The organism is Pseudomonas sp. UBA7530, from assembly GCF_002479365.1.
Classification (GTDB): Bacteria; Pseudomonadota; Gammaproteobacteria; order Pseudomonadales; family Pseudomonadaceae; genus Aquipseudomonas.
The window spans coordinates 346,188-361,459 of record NZ_DLMS01000001.1; the positions used below are offsets into that span (position 1 = coordinate 346,188).

At 62.3% G+C, this 15,272-nt stretch carries 14 protein-coding genes; 4 read left to right on the forward strand and 10 right to left on the reverse strand.

The genetic code is table 11. The features are described 5' to 3' along the window. Nucleotides 1-45: 45 nt before the first annotated feature. From odhB to sdhC, 6 genes are all read right to left on the reverse strand, one after another. A complete protein-coding gene (gene odhB, locus B2U07_RS01640; protein WP_275544923.1) occupies nt 46-1,275 on the reverse strand; it encodes a 2-oxoglutarate dehydrogenase complex dihydrolipoyllysine-residue succinyltransferase in 1,230 nt (409 codons plus the stop codon). A gap of 64 nt (nt 1,276-1,339) precedes the next feature. Continuing rightward, nucleotides 1,340-4,171: a 2-oxoglutarate dehydrogenase E1 component gene (locus B2U07_RS01645; RefSeq protein WP_197856425.1), complete on the reverse strand. Its 2,832-nt coding sequence runs from the start codon at nt 4,169-4,171 to the stop codon at nt 1,340-1,342. Between the two features lie 248 nt (nt 4,172-4,419). Next, nucleotides 4,420-5,127 carry a succinate dehydrogenase iron-sulfur subunit gene (locus B2U07_RS01650; protein ID WP_013715382.1) on the reverse strand — a complete coding sequence of 236 codons (708 nt, stop codon included), beginning with the start codon at nt 5,125-5,127 and terminating at the stop codon, nt 4,420-4,422. An 11-nt stretch (nt 5,128-5,138) separates the two neighbouring features. Beyond that, nucleotides 5,139-6,911, reverse strand: coding sequence for a succinate dehydrogenase flavoprotein subunit (sdhA, locus tag B2U07_RS01655; protein ID WP_197856424.1), 1,773 nt, complete (start codon nt 6,909-6,911; stop codon nt 5,139-5,141). A gap of 3 nt (nt 6,912-6,914) precedes the next feature. Further along, on the reverse strand, nt 6,915-7,283 hold the full coding sequence (sdhD, locus tag B2U07_RS01660) for a succinate dehydrogenase, hydrophobic membrane anchor protein (RefSeq protein ID WP_024308045.1): 369 nt from the start codon (nt 7,281-7,283) through the stop codon (nt 6,915-6,917). Then, entirely contained in the window at nt 7,277-7,651 is a 375-nt protein-coding gene (gene sdhC / locus B2U07_RS01665) for a succinate dehydrogenase, cytochrome b556 subunit (protein ID WP_161865465.1), read from the reverse strand. Before sdhC ends, sdhD begins: the two co-directional genes overlap by 7 nt. Before the next feature lie 362 nt (nt 7,652-8,013). Between sdhC and gltA the strand changes: the two genes are divergently transcribed. After that, the gene (gene gltA, locus B2U07_RS01670; RefSeq protein WP_275544921.1) at nt 8,014-9,294 is read left to right on the forward strand and encodes a citrate synthase; all 1,281 of its coding nucleotides are present in this window, start codon (nt 8,014-8,016) and stop codon (nt 9,292-9,294) included. A gap of 63 nt (nt 9,295-9,357) precedes the next feature. Here gltA and B2U07_RS01675 read toward each other — a convergent pair whose 3' ends face one another. The 3 genes from B2U07_RS01675 to B2U07_RS01685 all read right to left on the reverse strand — a co-directional run bounded on the left by B2U07_RS01675 (nt 9,358) and on the right by B2U07_RS01685 (nt 11,221). Continuing rightward, nucleotides 9,358-9,957 (reverse strand): START domain-containing protein, encoded by a 600-nt coding sequence (locus B2U07_RS01675; protein ID WP_275544920.1) that lies wholly within the window; start codon nt 9,955-9,957, stop codon nt 9,358-9,360. Between the two features lie 66 nt (nt 9,958-10,023). Further along, nucleotides 10,024-10,275, reverse strand: coding sequence for a YkgJ family cysteine cluster protein (locus B2U07_RS01680; RefSeq protein WP_197856421.1), 252 nt, complete (start codon nt 10,273-10,275; stop codon nt 10,024-10,026). Nucleotides 10,276-10,348: 73 nt separating this feature from the next. Continuing rightward, nucleotides 10,349-11,221: an NAD(P)-dependent oxidoreductase gene (locus tag B2U07_RS01685; RefSeq protein ID WP_197856420.1), complete on the reverse strand. Its 873-nt coding sequence runs from the start codon at nt 11,219-11,221 to the stop codon at nt 10,349-10,351. Nucleotides 11,222-11,342: 121 nt separating this feature from the next. Between B2U07_RS01685 and B2U07_RS01690 the strand changes: the two genes are divergently transcribed. From B2U07_RS01690 to rhtA, 3 genes are all read left to right on the forward strand, one after another. Further along, on the forward strand, nt 11,343-11,894 hold the full coding sequence (locus B2U07_RS01690; RefSeq protein ID WP_275544919.1) for an exonuclease domain-containing protein: 552 nt from the start codon (nt 11,343-11,345) through the stop codon (nt 11,892-11,894). A 133-nt stretch (nt 11,895-12,027) separates the two neighbouring features. Continuing rightward, nucleotides 12,028-12,309, forward strand: coding sequence for a pyrimidine/purine nucleoside phosphorylase (locus tag B2U07_RS01695; RefSeq protein ID WP_275544918.1), 282 nt, complete (start codon nt 12,028-12,030; stop codon nt 12,307-12,309). Between the two features lie 353 nt (nt 12,310-12,662). Then, nucleotides 12,663-13,514, forward strand: coding sequence for a threonine/homoserine exporter RhtA (gene rhtA / locus B2U07_RS01700; RefSeq protein WP_197856417.1), 852 nt, complete (start codon nt 12,663-12,665; stop codon nt 13,512-13,514). Here rhtA and B2U07_RS01705 read toward each other — a convergent pair. Continuing rightward, nucleotides 13,511-15,268, reverse strand: coding sequence for an ABC transporter transmembrane domain-containing protein (locus B2U07_RS01705; protein WP_275544917.1), 1,758 nt, complete (start codon nt 15,266-15,268; stop codon nt 13,511-13,513). The two genes, rhtA and B2U07_RS01705, sit on opposite strands and share 4 nt — an antisense overlap. Nucleotides 15,269-15,272 lie beyond the last annotated feature (4 nt).

The window sequence follows — 15,272 nt, forward strand, 5'->3', positions numbered from 1 at the left end:
ACCGGACGGCCCTGAGAACAGGGCCGTCGTGGAGGAGACTGGCTTTTAGATTTCCAGCAGCAGACGAGCCGGGTCTTCAAGCAAGTTCTTGATGGTCACCAGGAAGGTCACGGCTTCCTTACCATCGATCAGGCGGTGGTCGTAAGACAGCGCCAGGTACATCATCGGACGGATCACCACCTGACCATTGATCGCCATCGGACGCTGGATGATGTTGTGCATACCCAGGATGGCGGCTTGCGGCGGGTTGACGATCGGCGTCGACATCATCGAACCGAAGGTACCACCGTTGGTGATGGTGAAGGTGCCGCCGGTCATTTCTTCGATGGACAGCTTGCCGTCTTTGGCTTTCTTGCCGAAGGTGGCGATGCCGCTTTCGATTTCAGCCAGGCTCATCTGCTCGGCGTTACGCAGTACCGGAACCACCAGGCCGCGGTCGCTGGACACGGCAACGCCAATGTCGGCATAGCCGTGGTAAACGATGTCGTTGCCGTCGATCGATGCGTTGACTGCCGGGAAACGCTTCAGCGCCTCGGTAGCGGCCTTGACGAAGAACGACATGAAGCCCAGGCGCACACCGTTGTGGGACTTCTCGAACAGATCCTTGTACTTAGAACGCAGCGCCATGACTTCGGTCATGTCCACTTCGTTGAAGGTGGTCAGCATGGCCATGGAGGACTGGGCTTCAACCAGTCGCTCGGCGATCTTGGCGCGCAGGCGGGTCATCGGCACACGCTTCTCGGTGCGATCGCCAGCGGCAACGACCGGAGCGGCAGCAGCCGAAGCGGCGGCCGGCTTGGCAGCGGCGGCAGGAGCGTTCTTCTTGGCTTCGACAGCAGCGACCACGTCTTCCTTGGTCACGCGACCACCTTTACCGGTGCCGGCGATGCTGTTCGGGTCGATGCCGTTCTCTTCAGCCAGCTTGCGCGCGGCCGGCGAGAGGATGGAGTCGTCGCCAGCAGCGGCAGCCGGAGCAGCAGCCTGAGCCGGAGCGGCGGCAGCGGCCGGAGCGGCAGCCGGAGCAGCGGCACCAGCGCCACCTTCGGTCAGCTTGCCCAGCAGCTCGTTGGAAAGGACGGTGTCGCCTTCGTTCTTGATGATTTCAGCCAGGACACCATCGGCCTCGGCCAGGACTTCGATCACCACCTTGTCGGTTTCGATGTCGACGATCAGCTCATCGCGCTTGACCGCTTCGCCCGGCTTCTTGTGCCAGGTGGCCACGGTGCCGTCGGCAACCGATTCCGGGAAGGTTGGGGCTTTGATCTCGATAGCCATTGTATGCGTTTCCTTAAATTCGGTTTACCGGTAGGCGGCACCTGCCACCTACCGGATGAAGGCGTTAAACAGTAAAGGCGTCCTGCAGCAGTTTTTCCTGCTGCTCGGCGTGCATCGACGCGTAACCGCAAGCTGGCGCTGCCGACGCATCACGACCGGCATACTCCAGGAACAGCGACTTGTTGTGCGCAGTAGCGACGCGACGCATGTGGTGCTGGCTGCAATACCAGGCGCCCTGGTTCATCGGCTCTTCCTGACACCAGACGATGTGCTTGAGGTTCTTGTACGGCGCCAGTACCTCGGCCAGATCGTCTTCCGGGAACGGATAGAGCTGCTCGATGCGAACGATGGCGATGTCCTCGCGACCCTCGGCGCGACGCTTCTCCAGCAGGTCGTAGTAGACCTTGCCACTGCACAGCACCATACGCTCGACCTTGGCCGGATCCAGCGAGTCGATCTCGCCGATCACGGTCTGGAAGGAGCCTTCGGCCAGATCTTCCAAGGTCGAGATTGCCAGCTTGTGACGCAGCAGCGATTTCGGCGTCAGGACCACCAGCGGCTTGCGCAGCGGGCGGATCACCTGGCGACGCAGCATGTGGTAGACCTGCGCCGGGGTGGTCGGCACGCAGACCTGCATGTTGTGCTCGGCGCACAATTGCAGGTAACGCTCCAGACGCGCCGAGCTGTGCTCAGGCCCCTGCCCTTCATAACCATGCGGCAGCAGAACGGTCAGACCGCACAGACGGCCCCACTTGGTCTCGCCGCTGGAAATGAACTGGTCGAACACCACCTGAGCGCCGTTGGCGAAGTCGCCGAACTGGGCTTCCCAGATCACCAGCGCGTTCGGCGTAGTGGTGGCGTAGCCATATTCGAACGCCAGCACCGCTTCCTCGGAGAGGTAGGAGTCGTACAGCTCGAACTTCGGCTGACCTTCGTACAGGTTTTTCAGCGGAACGTAAGCCGAGGCGTCCTTCTGGTTGTGCAGCACCGCGTGACGGTGCGAGAAGGTGCCGCGGCCGATGTCCTGGCCGGTCATGCGAATCGGGTGACCTTCGACCAGCAGCGTGGCGTAGGCCATGGTCTCGGCGAAGCCCCAGTTGATCGGCAAACCGCCCGCGCCCATCTTCTGGCGGTCTTCGAGGATCTTCGAGACCTGACGCTGAACCAGGAAACCCTCGGGGATCTCCAGCAGCTTGGCGGACAGGTCCTGCAGGGTCTTCAGGTCGAAACGGGTGTCGTGACGCGCGGTCCAGGCATGGCCCAGGTACGGACGCCAGTCGACGAACAGCTCCTTGTTCGGCTCCTTGACCAGGCTCTTGACCACGTGCTGGCCGTTGTCCAGCGCAGTACGGTAGTCGTCGATCTTGGCCTGCACGTCGTCGCTGCTCTGCGCGCCGGATGCAACCAGGGCGTCGGCGTAGAGCTCGCGGGTGGTGCGCTGCTTGGCGATCTGCTGATACATCAGCGGCTGGGTGCCATTCGGCTCGTCGGCCTCGTTGTGGCCGCGACGGCGGTAGCAGACCAGGTCGATGACCACGTCGCGCTTGTACTGCATGCGGTAGTCGACGGCCAGCTGGGTAACGAACAGCACGGCTTCCGGATCATCGCCATTCACATGGAAGATCGGCGCCTGGATCATCTTGGCGACGTCGGTGGCGTACTCGGTGGAGCGCGCATCTTCCGGACGGCTGGTGGTGAAGCCAACCTGGTTGTTGATCACGATGTGGATGGTGCCGCCAGTCTTGTAGCCGCGGGTCTGCGACATCTGGAAGGTTTCCATGACCACGCCCTGACCGGCGAACGCCGCGTCACCGTGGATGGAGATCGGCAGAACCTTGTCGCCACTGGCGTCGCTACGACGGTCCTGACGGGCACGTACCGAACCCTCGACCACCGGGGAAACGATTTCCAGGTGCGAGGGGTTGAACGCCAGCGCCAGGTGCACTTCGCCGCCGGCAGTCATGACGTTGGAGGAGAAGCCCTGGTGGTACTTCACGTCACCGGAGGACAGACCTTCGGTCTTCTTGCCTTCGAACTCGTCGAACAGGTCGCGCGGGTTCTTGCCGAAGGTGTTGACCAGGACGTTCAGACGGCCACGGTGGGCCATGCCGATGACGATTTCTTTGGTGCCGTAGGAGCCCGAACGCTGGATGATTTCGTCCAGCAGCGGGATCAGGCTCTCGCCACCTTCCAGGCCGAAACGCTTGGTGCCCGGGTACTTGGTGCCCAGGTACTTTTCCAGACCTTCGGCAGCGACGACGCGCTCGAGCACGTGCGCCTGCACCTCGGCGGAAAACTGCGGACGACCGCGCACGCTTTCCAGGCGCTGGGCGAACCAGTTGCGCTGACCGGAATCGACGATGTGGGTGAACTCGGCACCGATGGTGCGACAATATGTCTGCTGCAGCGCATCGCGGATTTCGCGTAGCGTTGCCTCTTCTTTGCCGATGTACAGCTCGCCGGTGCGGAAAGTAGTGTCCAGATCCGCGTCGGTCAGGCCGTAGTGATTGATCGACAGGTCAGACGGCGCAGTGCGCACCCACAGACCCAAGGGGTCAAGCTGGGCGGCCTGATGGCCACGCATGCGGTAGGCCTGGATCAGGCGCAGTACTTCCACCTGCTTCTTTTCGTGCTCGCTGCTGACGGCCCCGGCGGAAACCGGCTGGGCGCGACGCGAATTCTTGGCGAGCAGGACGAAATGATCGCGAATGGTCGAATGCGATACGTCCGTTGCAGCGCTGCCGTCGGTCGGCAACTTCTGGAAGTAAGTGCGCCACTCTTCTGGCACAGCGTTGGGATCGTGCAGGTAGAGCTCATAGAGCTCTTCCACGTAGGCAGCGTTGCCACCGGATAGGTGGGCACTGTCCCACATGCGCTGCATCACGCTTTCTTGCATGCTTGGTCACCCTCGGTAAGGGGACACCACCGGCGCGAATACCGCATGGCTCCAATCAAAGTCATGTTGCTGCGACTCGGATGAAGCCACTTGGGTTCCCGCAGATAGTCCGGGTACCAGCCCGGATGCCCCTGCTGGTCGTCATATTTTTCGAGTATGAGCCGCGGCTTTGTGGGCTGCGGCTCTGGCTTTACTGCGAGCCGACCGGAGCCGGACCCGCAGGTGTTACAGGTATAGCAACTTGCGAATCAAGTACCGCTTTGCAGCAGCATGTTACGCACGTGGCCGATGGCCTTGGTCGGGTTCAGACCCTTCGGGCACACGTTCACGCAGTTCATGATGCCGCGGCAGCGGAACACGCTGAACGGATCGTCCAGCGAGGCCAGACGTTCGGCGGTCTTGGTGTCACGGCTGTCAGCCAGGAAGCGGTAGGCCTGCAGCAGCGCAGCGGGACCGAGGAACTTGTCCGGATTCCACCAGAACGACGGGCAGCTGGTCGAGCAGCACGCACACAGAATGCACTCGTACAGACCGTCGAGCTTCTCGCGCTCTTCCGGCGACTGCAGACGCTCGATGGCCGGAGCCGGCGTATCGTTCTGCAGGAACGGCTGCACCTTCTCGTACTGCTTGTAGAAGATGCTCATGTCGACGACCAGGTCACGAATGACCGGCAGACCCGGCAACGGGCGAATCACCAGCTTGCCGCCCTTGAGGCCGGCAGCGGAGATCGGCGTGATACAGGCCAGGCCGTTCTTGCCGTTGATGTTCATGCCGTCGGAGCCACATACGCCTTCACGGCACGAGCGACGGTAGGAGAAGCCTTCGTCCTGTTCCTTGATCAGCGCCAGCACGTCGAGGACCATGATGTCCTTGCCGCCGGTGTCGACCTGGAAGTCCTGCATGAACGGAGCGGCGTCCTTCTCCGGGTTGTAGCGATAAACACTGACTTGCAACATATCAGTCACCCTTAATAAGTCCGAACCTTGGGTTCAAATGCCGGAACGGTCTTCGGCGCGAAGTTCACGTCACGCTTGGCTACGCGCTTCTCGCCTGGGAAGTACAGGGAGTGGCACAGCCAGTTCTGATCGTCGCGCTCCTCGAAGTCTTCACGAGCGTGCGCACCACGGGACTCTTTACGAGCCTCGGCAGCCACAGCGGTCGCTTCGGCGACTTCGAGCAGGTTTTGCAGTTCCAGCGCTTCGATACGCGCAGTGTTGAACGCCTGGCTCTTGTCCGCGATTTTGACTTTCGCGATGCGCTCACGCAGGTCGGCCAGTTGTTGGATGCCCTTCTGCATGTATTCGCCGGTACGGAATACACCGAAGTAGTTCTGCATGCACTGTTGCAGCTCTTTACGCAGCGGTGCCACGTCTTCGCCAGTGCTGCGCTCGTTGACGCCAGCCAGACGCGACAGCGACTGCTCGATGTCGGTTTCGCTGGCACCACGGACTTCCACGCCTTCTTTCAGCGCTTTTTCCAGGTGCAGACCAGCGGCGCGACCGAATACCACCAGATCGAGCAGCGAGTTGCCACCCAGACGGTTGGCACCGTGTACCGATACGCAGGCGACCTCACCGACAGCGAACAGACCTTCGATGATGGTGTCGTTGCCGTTGGCGTCCTGGGTGATGGCCTGACCATGAATGTTGGTGGCAACGCCGCCCATCATGTAGTGGCAGGTCGGGATGACCGGAACCGGCGCGACGACCGGGTCGACGTGGGCGAAGGTCTTCGACAGTTCGCAGATACCCGGCAGGCGGCTGTGCAGCACTTCCTCACCCAGGTGATCGAGCTTCAGCAGTACGTGATCCTTGTTCGGGCCACAGCCGTTGCCGGCGATGACTTCCTTGACCATGGAGCGCGCAACCACGTCACGGCCGGCCAGGTCTTTGGCGTTCGGCGCGTAACGCTCCATGAAGCGCTCGCCATGGGCGTTGATCAGGTAACCACCCTCGCCACGGCAGCCTTCGGTAACCAGTACACCGGCGCCGGCAATACCGGTCGGGTGGAACTGCCACATCTCGATGTCCTGCACCGGCACGCCGGCACGCAGGGCCATGCCCACGCCGTCGCCGGTGTTGATCAGAGCGTTGGTGGTGGAGGCGTAGATACGGCCAGCACCGCCAGTGGCCAGAACCACGGCCTTGGAGCGGATGTAGACGGTCTCGCCGGTCTCGATGCAGATGGCGATGATGCCGACGATGGCGCCGTCCTGGTTCTTCACCAGGTCAACGGCGTACCACTCGTTGAGGAACGAGGTGCCGGCCTTCAGGTTGGCCTGATACAGGGTGTGCAGCAGCGCGTGACCGGTACGGTCGGCAGCAGCGCAGGTACGGGCAGCCTGGGTCGGATTGTCCGGACCTTTCGACTGACCGCCGAACGGACGCTGATAGATGCGCCCCTGCTCGGTACGGGAGAACGGCAGGCCCATGTGCTCGAGCTCGAACACGGCTTCCGGGCCGACGGAACACATGTACTCGATAGCGTCCTGGTCACCGATATAGTCGGAACCCTTGACGGTATCGTACATGTGCCAACGCCAATCATCGTTCGGGTCGGCCGAAGCGATGGCGCAGGTGATGCCACCCTGAGCGGAAACGGTGTGCGAACGAGTCGGGAACACCTTGGTGACCACGGCAGTCTTGTGACCACCCTGAGCCAGTTGCAGCGCAGCACGCATGCCGGCGCCGCCGCCACCTACGATGATGGCGTCATAGGAAAGAGTACGGATGCTAGCCATGAATCAGAAACCCCACAGAATCTGCACGCCCCAGACGAACATCGCGAACATGGCGATGCCACACACGGCCTGGAACAGGAAACGCACACCAGTCGCCCACTTGCCCAGCGCCATCGGCGTCAGGTAGTCGGTGGAGATGGTCCACATGCCAACCCAGGCGTGCACGCTCAGTGCAACCAGGGCCAGCAGGCTGAAAATGCGCATTGCGGTATGCGAGAACAGACCGTGCCATTCGGCGTAGCCCATGCCCGGATTGCAGATCACATAGCCCAGCAGAAACAGCGTGTAAGCCGCGAGAACGACCGCAGAAACGCGTTGCGCCATCCAGTCATAGAGGCCCGAACGCGAGAAATTCGTGACATTAGTTACCATATCCACACCCCCAGCAGCACGATCACGACCGCCGCAACGGCGATGACGATTTTCGAGCCCAGCTTGCCGCCTTCCAGCGTCTCGCCGATGCCCATGTCCATGATCAAGTGGCGCACGCCGGCCACCAGGTGATACAGCAGAGCGGACAGAAGACCCCAGATCACGAACTTGGCCAGCGGACTGGCCAGGCATTCTTTCACCTGGGCGAAGCCCTCTTCGGAGGTCAGCGACTTGTCGAGGCCGAACAGCAGGATGGCGATACCGACAAAGAGGATGACACCGGAGATACGGTGGAGAATGGAGGTGTAAGCGGTGACTGGGAGCTTGATAGTCCTAAGGTCTAGGTTTACAGGTCGTTGGCTATTCACGGCTTTTTATCACACTGAGAGCCCCTAACTATCAGGGCAAAGTTGTTGGGAAGTGCACTGGTCAGGTACCCATCACCCAAGGAGTGACGACCGCCATGATATGGCCGCAAAGCCCCTGGCGGTCGGGCGCAGAGTATAGACAGTTAGCAGACTAATGACAATGCAATGCCCTACCCCAAAAAGCGCATTGCAGCCTTTATTCAAATGGCGTAAATAGCGGCCTTTTTTCGTTGATAATCCCGCGCAAACCCTTCTACTGCCTGGGTTCTCGCAAATTGACTTTCGGATTTATCCCACTATAGTGGTGCGGGCCCTGCGTGGGGGGCCGTCTGATGATTTCAAGCATAACTAGGAGGCCACATATGGCTGACAAAAAAGCGCAGTTGATCATCGAGGGCAATGCCCCCGTCGAACTGCCCGTTCTGACCGGCACTGTTGGTCCCGATGTAATCGATGTGCGGAACCTGACCTCCACGGGTCGGTTCACATTTGATCCTGGTTTCATGTCGACCGCCTCTTGCGAGTCGAAGATCACCTACATCGACGGCGACAAGGGTGTTCTGCTGCATCGCGGCTACCCCATCGAGCAGCTCGCCGAGCAATCCGATTACCTGGAAACCTGCTACCTGCTGCTTAACGGCGAACTGCCGAGCAAGGAAGAGAAGGCCAAGTTCGTCAGCACCATCAAGAACCACACCATGGTTCACGAACAACTGAAGACCTTCTTCAACGGTTTCCGCCGCGATGCCCACCCGATGGCCATCATGTGCGGCGTGGTTGGCGCCCTCTCCGCCTTCTATCACGACTCACTGGACATCAAGAATCCGCAGCACCGCGAAGTATCGGCCATGCGCCTGGTGGCCAAGATGCCGACCATCGCCGCCATGACTTACAAGTACTCCATGGGCCAACCCATGATGTACCCGCGCAATGACCTGAATTACGCGGAAAACTTCCTGCACATGATGTTCAACACCCCGTGCGAGATCAAACCGATCAGCCCGGTGCTGGCCAAGGCGATGGACAAGATCTTCATCCTCCACGCCGACCATGAGCAGAACGCCTCCACCTCCACCGTACGCCTGGCAGGCTCTTCGGGTGCCAACCCGTTCGCCTGTATCGCTGCCGGCATCGCCGCGCTGTGGGGCCCGGCACACGGCGGCGCCAACGAAGCGGTGCTGACCATGCTCGACGAGATCGGCAGCGTGGAGAACATCGACAAGTTCGTGGCCAAGGCCAAGGACAAGGACGATCCGTTCAAGCTGATGGGCTTCGGCCACCGCGTCTACAAGAACTTCGACCCGCGCGCCAAGGTCATGAAGCAGACCTGCGACGAAGTACTGGCCGAACTGGGCATCAACGACCCGCAGCTAGAACTGGCCATGAAGCTGGAAGAGATCGCGCGCAACGATCCTTACTTCAAGGAGCGCAACCTCTACCCGAACGTGGATTTCTACTCGGGCATCATCCTCAAGGCCATCGGCATCCCGACCTCGATGTTCACCGTGATCTTCGCCCTGGCGCGTACCGTAGGCTGGATCTCGCACTGGAAGGAAATGCTCTCCGGCCCTTACAAGATCGGCCGTCCGCGCCAGCTGTACACCGGCTACGAGCAGCGCGACCTGCCCGCCGACCGCGACTGATAGCGCCGCGAAACCAAGAAGGCTGCCAATCTGGCAGCCTTTTTTATTGCCGAACGACTTGCCTCAACGCCCTTCCACTTTCGCCCGCAAGCCTTGCAGCGTCTGCAACGGCGCATCGACGACGAAACTGTTGGCCAACCACGACGGCACGCTGCCGCCCGGCTCGGTATGCGCCTCGTACGTCACTTCCACCTTGCCGCCGTCCAGCGGCTTCAGGTGCCACTGGCCATCGACACGCTGCACGCGCACGAAATCCTTTTCCTCCGGCAAGCGCTCTGGCACTGCCTTGAGCAGACGGGTAACGCTGCCATCGGCTTCGGTTCGCGTCTTCACCTGAATCACCGAATCTCGCGCCTTCACCGGCCAGGGCGTCTCGAAGCGAGCGTACAACTCGCTGACATCGCCCCTGGTCTCGAGCAAACGCTGCTGCTGGCAACTGAAGATCCAGGCGCAGGAGCCCTCGACATCTTCCTGAGCGGCCTGCACCGCGGCCAGATCGCCATCGATCGTCACGACACCGCGATAGGCCTTGTATTTCGACCCCGGCACATCAGCCAGATACACGCTCACGCCATCCTCTTCACGCTCCAGCTGCCACTGCCTTTCGGCAGCCTGGGCGGTGATTGCAGTCAGCATCATGAGCAAAACGGAAAAACGCATCATCGTCAGGCAACTCCCGTCAGGACTGTTTGCTTTTCGACCGGCGCAGAACGCAGCCGGTTCAGATCCTCAGGCCGTCGCCTGCTCCAGCCAGCCCAGCATACGAATGGCGCTGTCGCGATCGTCGGCGCACAGGTCCACGTCTGCCTTGAAGCCACCACACACGGCGGGGCGTTCCGGGCGACCAAAAATGGCGCAGAGAAACTCGGCAGTGAGATGAATGCAGCGCACGCCGGCCGGCTTACCGTTCGGCATGCCTGGAATCGGCGAGCTAATGGAAGGCGCGATGCAGCAGGCACCGCAACCGGCACGACACTCCATGAAACGACCTCGACAACAAACGAACGGCGGCGATCCTAATGAGGCGCGCGCCGTCCGTCGAGACCTTTCGTGATCAGCGGTTACGCTGCAAACGCGCCAGCAGGCTGGACGTATCCCAGCGCCCGCCGCCCATGCCCTGAACGTCGGCGTAGAACTGATCGACCAGCGCCGTCACCGGCAGCTGCGCACCATTGCGACGCGATTCCTCAAGCAGGATCGACAGATCCTTGCGCATCCAGTCGACCGCGAAGCCGAAATCGAACTCGCCGGCAAGCATGGTCTTGTAGCGATTCTCCATCTGCCATGACTGCGCGGCCCCCTTGCTGATCACATCGACGACCGCATGGCCATCGAGCCCCGCGCACTGGGCGAAATTCAGCGCCTCAGCCAGCCCCTGCACCAGGCCGGCGATGCAGATCTGGTTGACCATCTTGCTCAGCTGGCCGCTGCCGGCCGGCCCCATCAGACGCATCATGCGCGCGTAGCACTGGATTACCGGCTCGGCGACCGCATAGGCTTCGGCTTCACCACCGACCATCACGGTCAGCACGCCATTGACCGCACCGGCCTGGCCACCGGACACCGGCGCATCGAGAAAACCCAGGCCACGCTCGGCCGCGACGGCAGCCAGTTCACGCGCCACGTCGGCCGAAGCGGTGGTGTGATCGACCAGGATGGCACCCGGCGCCATGCCGGCGAAGGCGCCCTGCTCGCCGAGAATCACGCTGCGCAGGTCATCGTCGTTACCTACGCAGCACATCACCAATTCGGCGCCCGCCGCCGCCTCGCGCGGGGTTGGCGCGCTGCTGCCGGCATACTCCCCCATCCACTGCTCGGCCTTACCCGGTGAACGGTTATAGACCGTCACCTGATGACCCTTGCGGGCGAGATGCCCGGCCATCGGATACCCCATAACGCCCAAGCCGATAAATGCGACCTTTGCCATAACAACCTCCTGCGGACATAGGTCGCAGAGCCTAACACGACGTTTGCCCCGGCCGGAAAGGCCTTCCATACTGCCTGCCAATCGGCCCCGAGCAAGGCCTTGCGAACGATTAGGAGCACCAATGGGACATTGGTTGGTCATCGACCTGGAAGCCACCACCGACGAAGGCGGCTGGCCGATGGAAGAAATGGAAATCATCGAGATCGGTGCCAGCCTGGTTGGCGCTGACGGCCATGAGCGCGATCACTTCCAGCGCATCGTCAAACCGCAGCGGCGCCCGTGCCTGACCGATTTCTGCCGCGAGCTCACCCACATCACCCAGGCTGACGTCGACGGCGCCGCATCGATGCCGCAGGTCTGGAGCCAGTTCGAGCGCTGGCTGTCACAGCATGCGCCGCGCCTGATCGGCTGGAGCAGCTGGGGCGACTATGATCGCCGCCAGCTGGAGCAGGAATGGCGTCAGCATAGGCTCGATAGCCTGCTGGCTGACGTACCCCACCTGAATCTGAAGCAGGCGTTCGCCAAGGCCCGCCAACTGCAACGCCCGGTCGGCCTGCACAGTGCCTTGCAGTTGGCCGGCATGCAGTTCCAAGGGCAACAGCACCGTGCGCTCGAAGACGCACGCAATACCGCGCGCCTGCTGCCACTGGTACTTCCTCTCAAAGACAGATGACGAAGAAAAGCCGCTTGGGCATACTGGCGACCCTTTTATCGCCTGCCATCCGTAGCGACCGCCCCTCGGGCCGTCGCCGCGCGACGCGAAACATGGCTCTCGGCGACTTTTCCAACCCTCCAAGGAATCGCAGATGTTCAAGGTCAACGAGTACTTCGACGGCACCGTCAAATCCATCGGCTTCGCCATGGCCGAAGGCCCCGCCACAATCGGTGTGATGGCTCCGGGCGAATATGAGTTCGGCACCAGCCAACTGGAAGTCATGCATGTCGTCGCCGGCGCCCTGACCGTCAAACTGCCGGGCAGCGACAGCTGGAACACCTATGAGGCCGGCAGCCAGTTCACCGTTGAGGCCAACAGCAAGTTCCAGCTCAAGGTCGCCGTCGACACCGCGTACCTGTGCGAATACCACTGACGGACCAGCGCCCGTTAAAACACCGGCCCTGGCAGCCAACGCCAGGCCATCAGGAAAGAAGCCGCGACTGTTTTGCCCGATTGCGGCTGTTCTTGACCCAAGGGTAGCGAAAGCTGCCCATTTCGCGGACAAGTCCGCTCCTACAGAAGCGCTGCTCGTGGTAGCGGACTTGTCCGCAAAGTTTTACCCGTCGCATCCCTTGCAGCAGTCATGCTTCCACACAAGCCGTTACTGACCGGTATCTGCCCCTAGCAGGGCACTTAACGCGGCCAGGGCAGAAAAAAAGCCGTCCTCACGGAAAACGGATAGCCCGGCCACCTAACAGCCCCCTGCGATTTCATCAGGACACCTTCATGCCACGCTCCGCCCTTCTTGTCCCCATCGCTCTGCTGGTGGTGGCCATGGTCTCTATCCAGAGCGGCGCCTCGCTGGCCAAGAACCTGTTCCCGCTGGTCGGCGCCGAGGGCACCACAGCCCTGCGCCTGGTGCTCGGCGCGATCATTCTGTCGCTGGTGATGCAGCCCTGGCGTGCCCGGCTCGACCTGCGCAAATGCCACGCTCTGCTGGCCTACGGCCTGGCGCTCGGCGGCATGAACCTGATGTTCTACATGGCGCTGCAGAGCATCCCGCTGGGCATCGCCGTAGCGCTGGAATTTACCGGTCCGCTGGCCCTGGCGCTGTTTTCCTCGCGTCGCCTGCTGGATTTCGTCTGGGTGATTCTGGCCATCGCCGGCCTGTGGATGCTGCTGCCGACAGGCGCCACGCAAAGCGCCATCGACCCGCTCGGTGCGGCTTTGGCGCTCGGCGCCGGCATCTGCTGGGCGCTGTATATCGTCTTTGGGCAGAAGGCCGGCGCCCAGCATGGTCGCCACACCGTCGCACTGGGCACCTGGGTCGCCGCGCTGCTGGTCTTGCCCATCGGCGTCTGGCACGCGGGCAGCGACCTGCTCAGCCTCGACCTGCTGCCCATCGCCCTTGGCGTCGCGGTGCTGTCGTCGGCCCTGCCCTACAGTCTGGAGATGGTCGCCCTGACACGCCTGCCAGCGCGCACCTTCAGCGTACTGATGAGCCTGGAACCGGCAGTCGCCGCAATGTGTGGCCTGGCCTTTCTCGGCGAGAAGCTGCTCTGGGGCCAGTGGCTGGCCGTGGGCGCCATCATCGTCGCCTCGGCCGGAGCGGCCGCCACTATCAGACCCAAGAGCTAGTTGCTGAACTGCAGCTCGGCCAAGCGCGCATACAAAGGGCTGCTTTCGATCAGCTCGGCATGATTGCCAATGGCAGCGACACGCCCCTGTTCGACCACGGCGATGCGGTCTGCCTGCTTCACCGTGGCCAGGCGATGGGCGATCACTAGCGTGGTGCGCCCGGCCATCAGCGATGGCAGCGCCTGCTGGATCAGGTGTTCACTCTCTGCATCCAGTGCGCTGGTGGCCTCGTCGAGCAGCAGGATCGGCGCATCGGCGAGCAATGCCCGGGCAATCGCCAGACGCTGGCGCTGCCCGCCGGAAAGTCCCAGACCTGCTTCGCCCAGGTGGGTCTGGTAGCCCTGCGGCAGACGCTGGATAAATTCATGCGCGTGCGCTGCCCGCGCGGCGGCTTCCACCTCGGCCTGACTGGCATCGAGGCGGCCATAGCGAATGTTGTCCTCCACCGAGCCAAAGAACAGCGCCGGGTTCTGCGAAACCAGGGCGAAGCAGGCACGCAGCTCACGCGGGTCCAGTTGGTCGATCGGCACGCCATCGATGAGGATGCGCCCGGCCTGCGGGTCGAAGAAGCGCAGCAGCAGATCGAACAGCGTCGACTTACCAGCTCCGGACGGCCCCACTAGCGCCAGCGTTTCCCCGGCCGCCACCTGCAGGTCGATACCATCGATGGCGTAACTGTCCGAACGCGACGGATAGGCGAAACGCACGCCCTGCAGCTCGATACGGCCCTGTACCGGCTGCGGCAGATGTTGCGGCTGCTGCGGCGCGACGATGGCGTTGCTGGAGCGCAGCAGCTCACCGATACGCTCGGCTGCGCCTGCCGCACGCTGCAACTCGCCGATCACCTCGCTCAGGGTGCCGAAGGACGAGCCGACGATCAGGCTGTAGAACACGAAAGCCGCCAGCTCACCGCCGGAAATGCGCCCGGCGATCACATCCATGCCGCCGACCCAGAGCATTACCCCCACGGCACCGAGCACCAGCACGATGACCACGGTGATCAGCCAGGAACGCTGGGCAATGCGCTTGCGCGCCACATCGAAAGCGGCCTCGGCGGACTCGCCAAAGCGCCGCTTGTCCTCGTTCTGGTGGTTGTAGGCCTGCACCGTCTTGATCTGCCCCAGCACCTCACCGACGTAGCTGCCGACATCGGCCACGCGATCCTGGCTCTGCCGCGACAGCGCGCGCACGCGGCGGCCGAACAGCAGGATCGGCGCAACCACCAGCGGCAAGGCCAGCAGGACGATACCGCTGAGTTTCGGGTTGGTGATCACCAGCAGCACGCTGCCGCCGATCAGCATGATCAGGTTGCGCAGCGCCATCGACAGCGACGAGCCGATCACCGACTGTAACAGCGTGGTATCAGCCGTCAGTCGCGACTGGATCTCCGAACTGCGATTGCGCTCGTAGAAACCAGGGTGCAGCTCGATCAGGTGATCGAACACTCGCCGGCGGATGTCGGCCACCACCCGCTCGCCGATCCACGACACCAGGTAGAAACGCGTGTAGGTGCCGACGGCCAGAGCCATTACCAGCACGAAGAACAGCAGCAGCGACTGACGCAGCGCAGCCGGCGATTGCGTGGCCAGCCCCTGATCCACCAGCAGCTTGATACCCTGCCCCATGGACAGCGTGATCGCCGCCGTGAACAGCAATGCCAGCAGCGCACCCAGCACCCGGCCGCGATAAGGCACGATGAAACGCCAGGCCAGGCGCATCGCGCCGCGCTGACGAGAAGACAGCAACGAGATCATACGG

Coding starts and splice junctions, on each gene's coding strand:
- odhB (WP_275544923.1), bottom strand. CDS start 1,275: ATGGCTATCGAGATCAAAGCCCCAACCTTCCCGGAATCGGTTGCCGAC.
- B2U07_RS01645 (WP_197856425.1), bottom strand. CDS start 4,171: ATGCAAGAAAGCGTGATGCAGCGCATGTGGGACAGTGCCCACCTATCC.
- B2U07_RS01650 (WP_013715382.1), bottom strand. CDS start 5,127: ATGTTGCAAGTCAGTGTTTATCGCTACAACCCGGAGAAGGACGCCGCT.
- sdhA (WP_197856424.1), bottom strand. CDS start 6,911: ATGGCTAGCATCCGTACTCTTTCCTATGACGCCATCATCGTAGGTGGC.
- sdhD (WP_024308045.1), bottom strand. CDS start 7,283: ATGGTAACTAATGTCACGAATTTCTCGCGTTCGGGCCTCTATGACTGG.
- gltA (WP_275544921.1), top strand. CDS start 8,014: ATGGCTGACAAAAAAGCGCAGTTGATCATCGAGGGCAATGCCCCCGTC.
- B2U07_RS01675 (WP_275544920.1), bottom strand. CDS start 9,957: ATGATGCGTTTTTCCGTTTTGCTCATGATGCTGACTGCAATCACCGCC.
- B2U07_RS01680 (WP_197856421.1), bottom strand. CDS start 10,275: ATGGAGTGTCGTGCCGGTTGCGGTGCCTGCTGCATCGCGCCTTCCATT.
- B2U07_RS01685 (WP_197856420.1), bottom strand. CDS start 11,221: ATGGCAAAGGTCGCATTTATCGGCTTGGGCGTTATGGGGTATCCGATG.
- B2U07_RS01690 (WP_275544919.1), top strand. CDS start 11,343: ATGGGACATTGGTTGGTCATCGACCTGGAAGCCACCACCGACGAAGGC.
- B2U07_RS01695 (WP_275544918.1), top strand. CDS start 12,028: ATGTTCAAGGTCAACGAGTACTTCGACGGCACCGTCAAATCCATCGGC.
- rhtA (WP_197856417.1), top strand. CDS start 12,663: ATGCCACGCTCCGCCCTTCTTGTCCCCATCGCTCTGCTGGTGGTGGCC.
- B2U07_RS01705 (WP_275544917.1), bottom strand. CDS start 15,268: ATGATCTCGTTGCTGTCTTCTCGTCAGCGCGGCGCGATGCGCCTGGCC.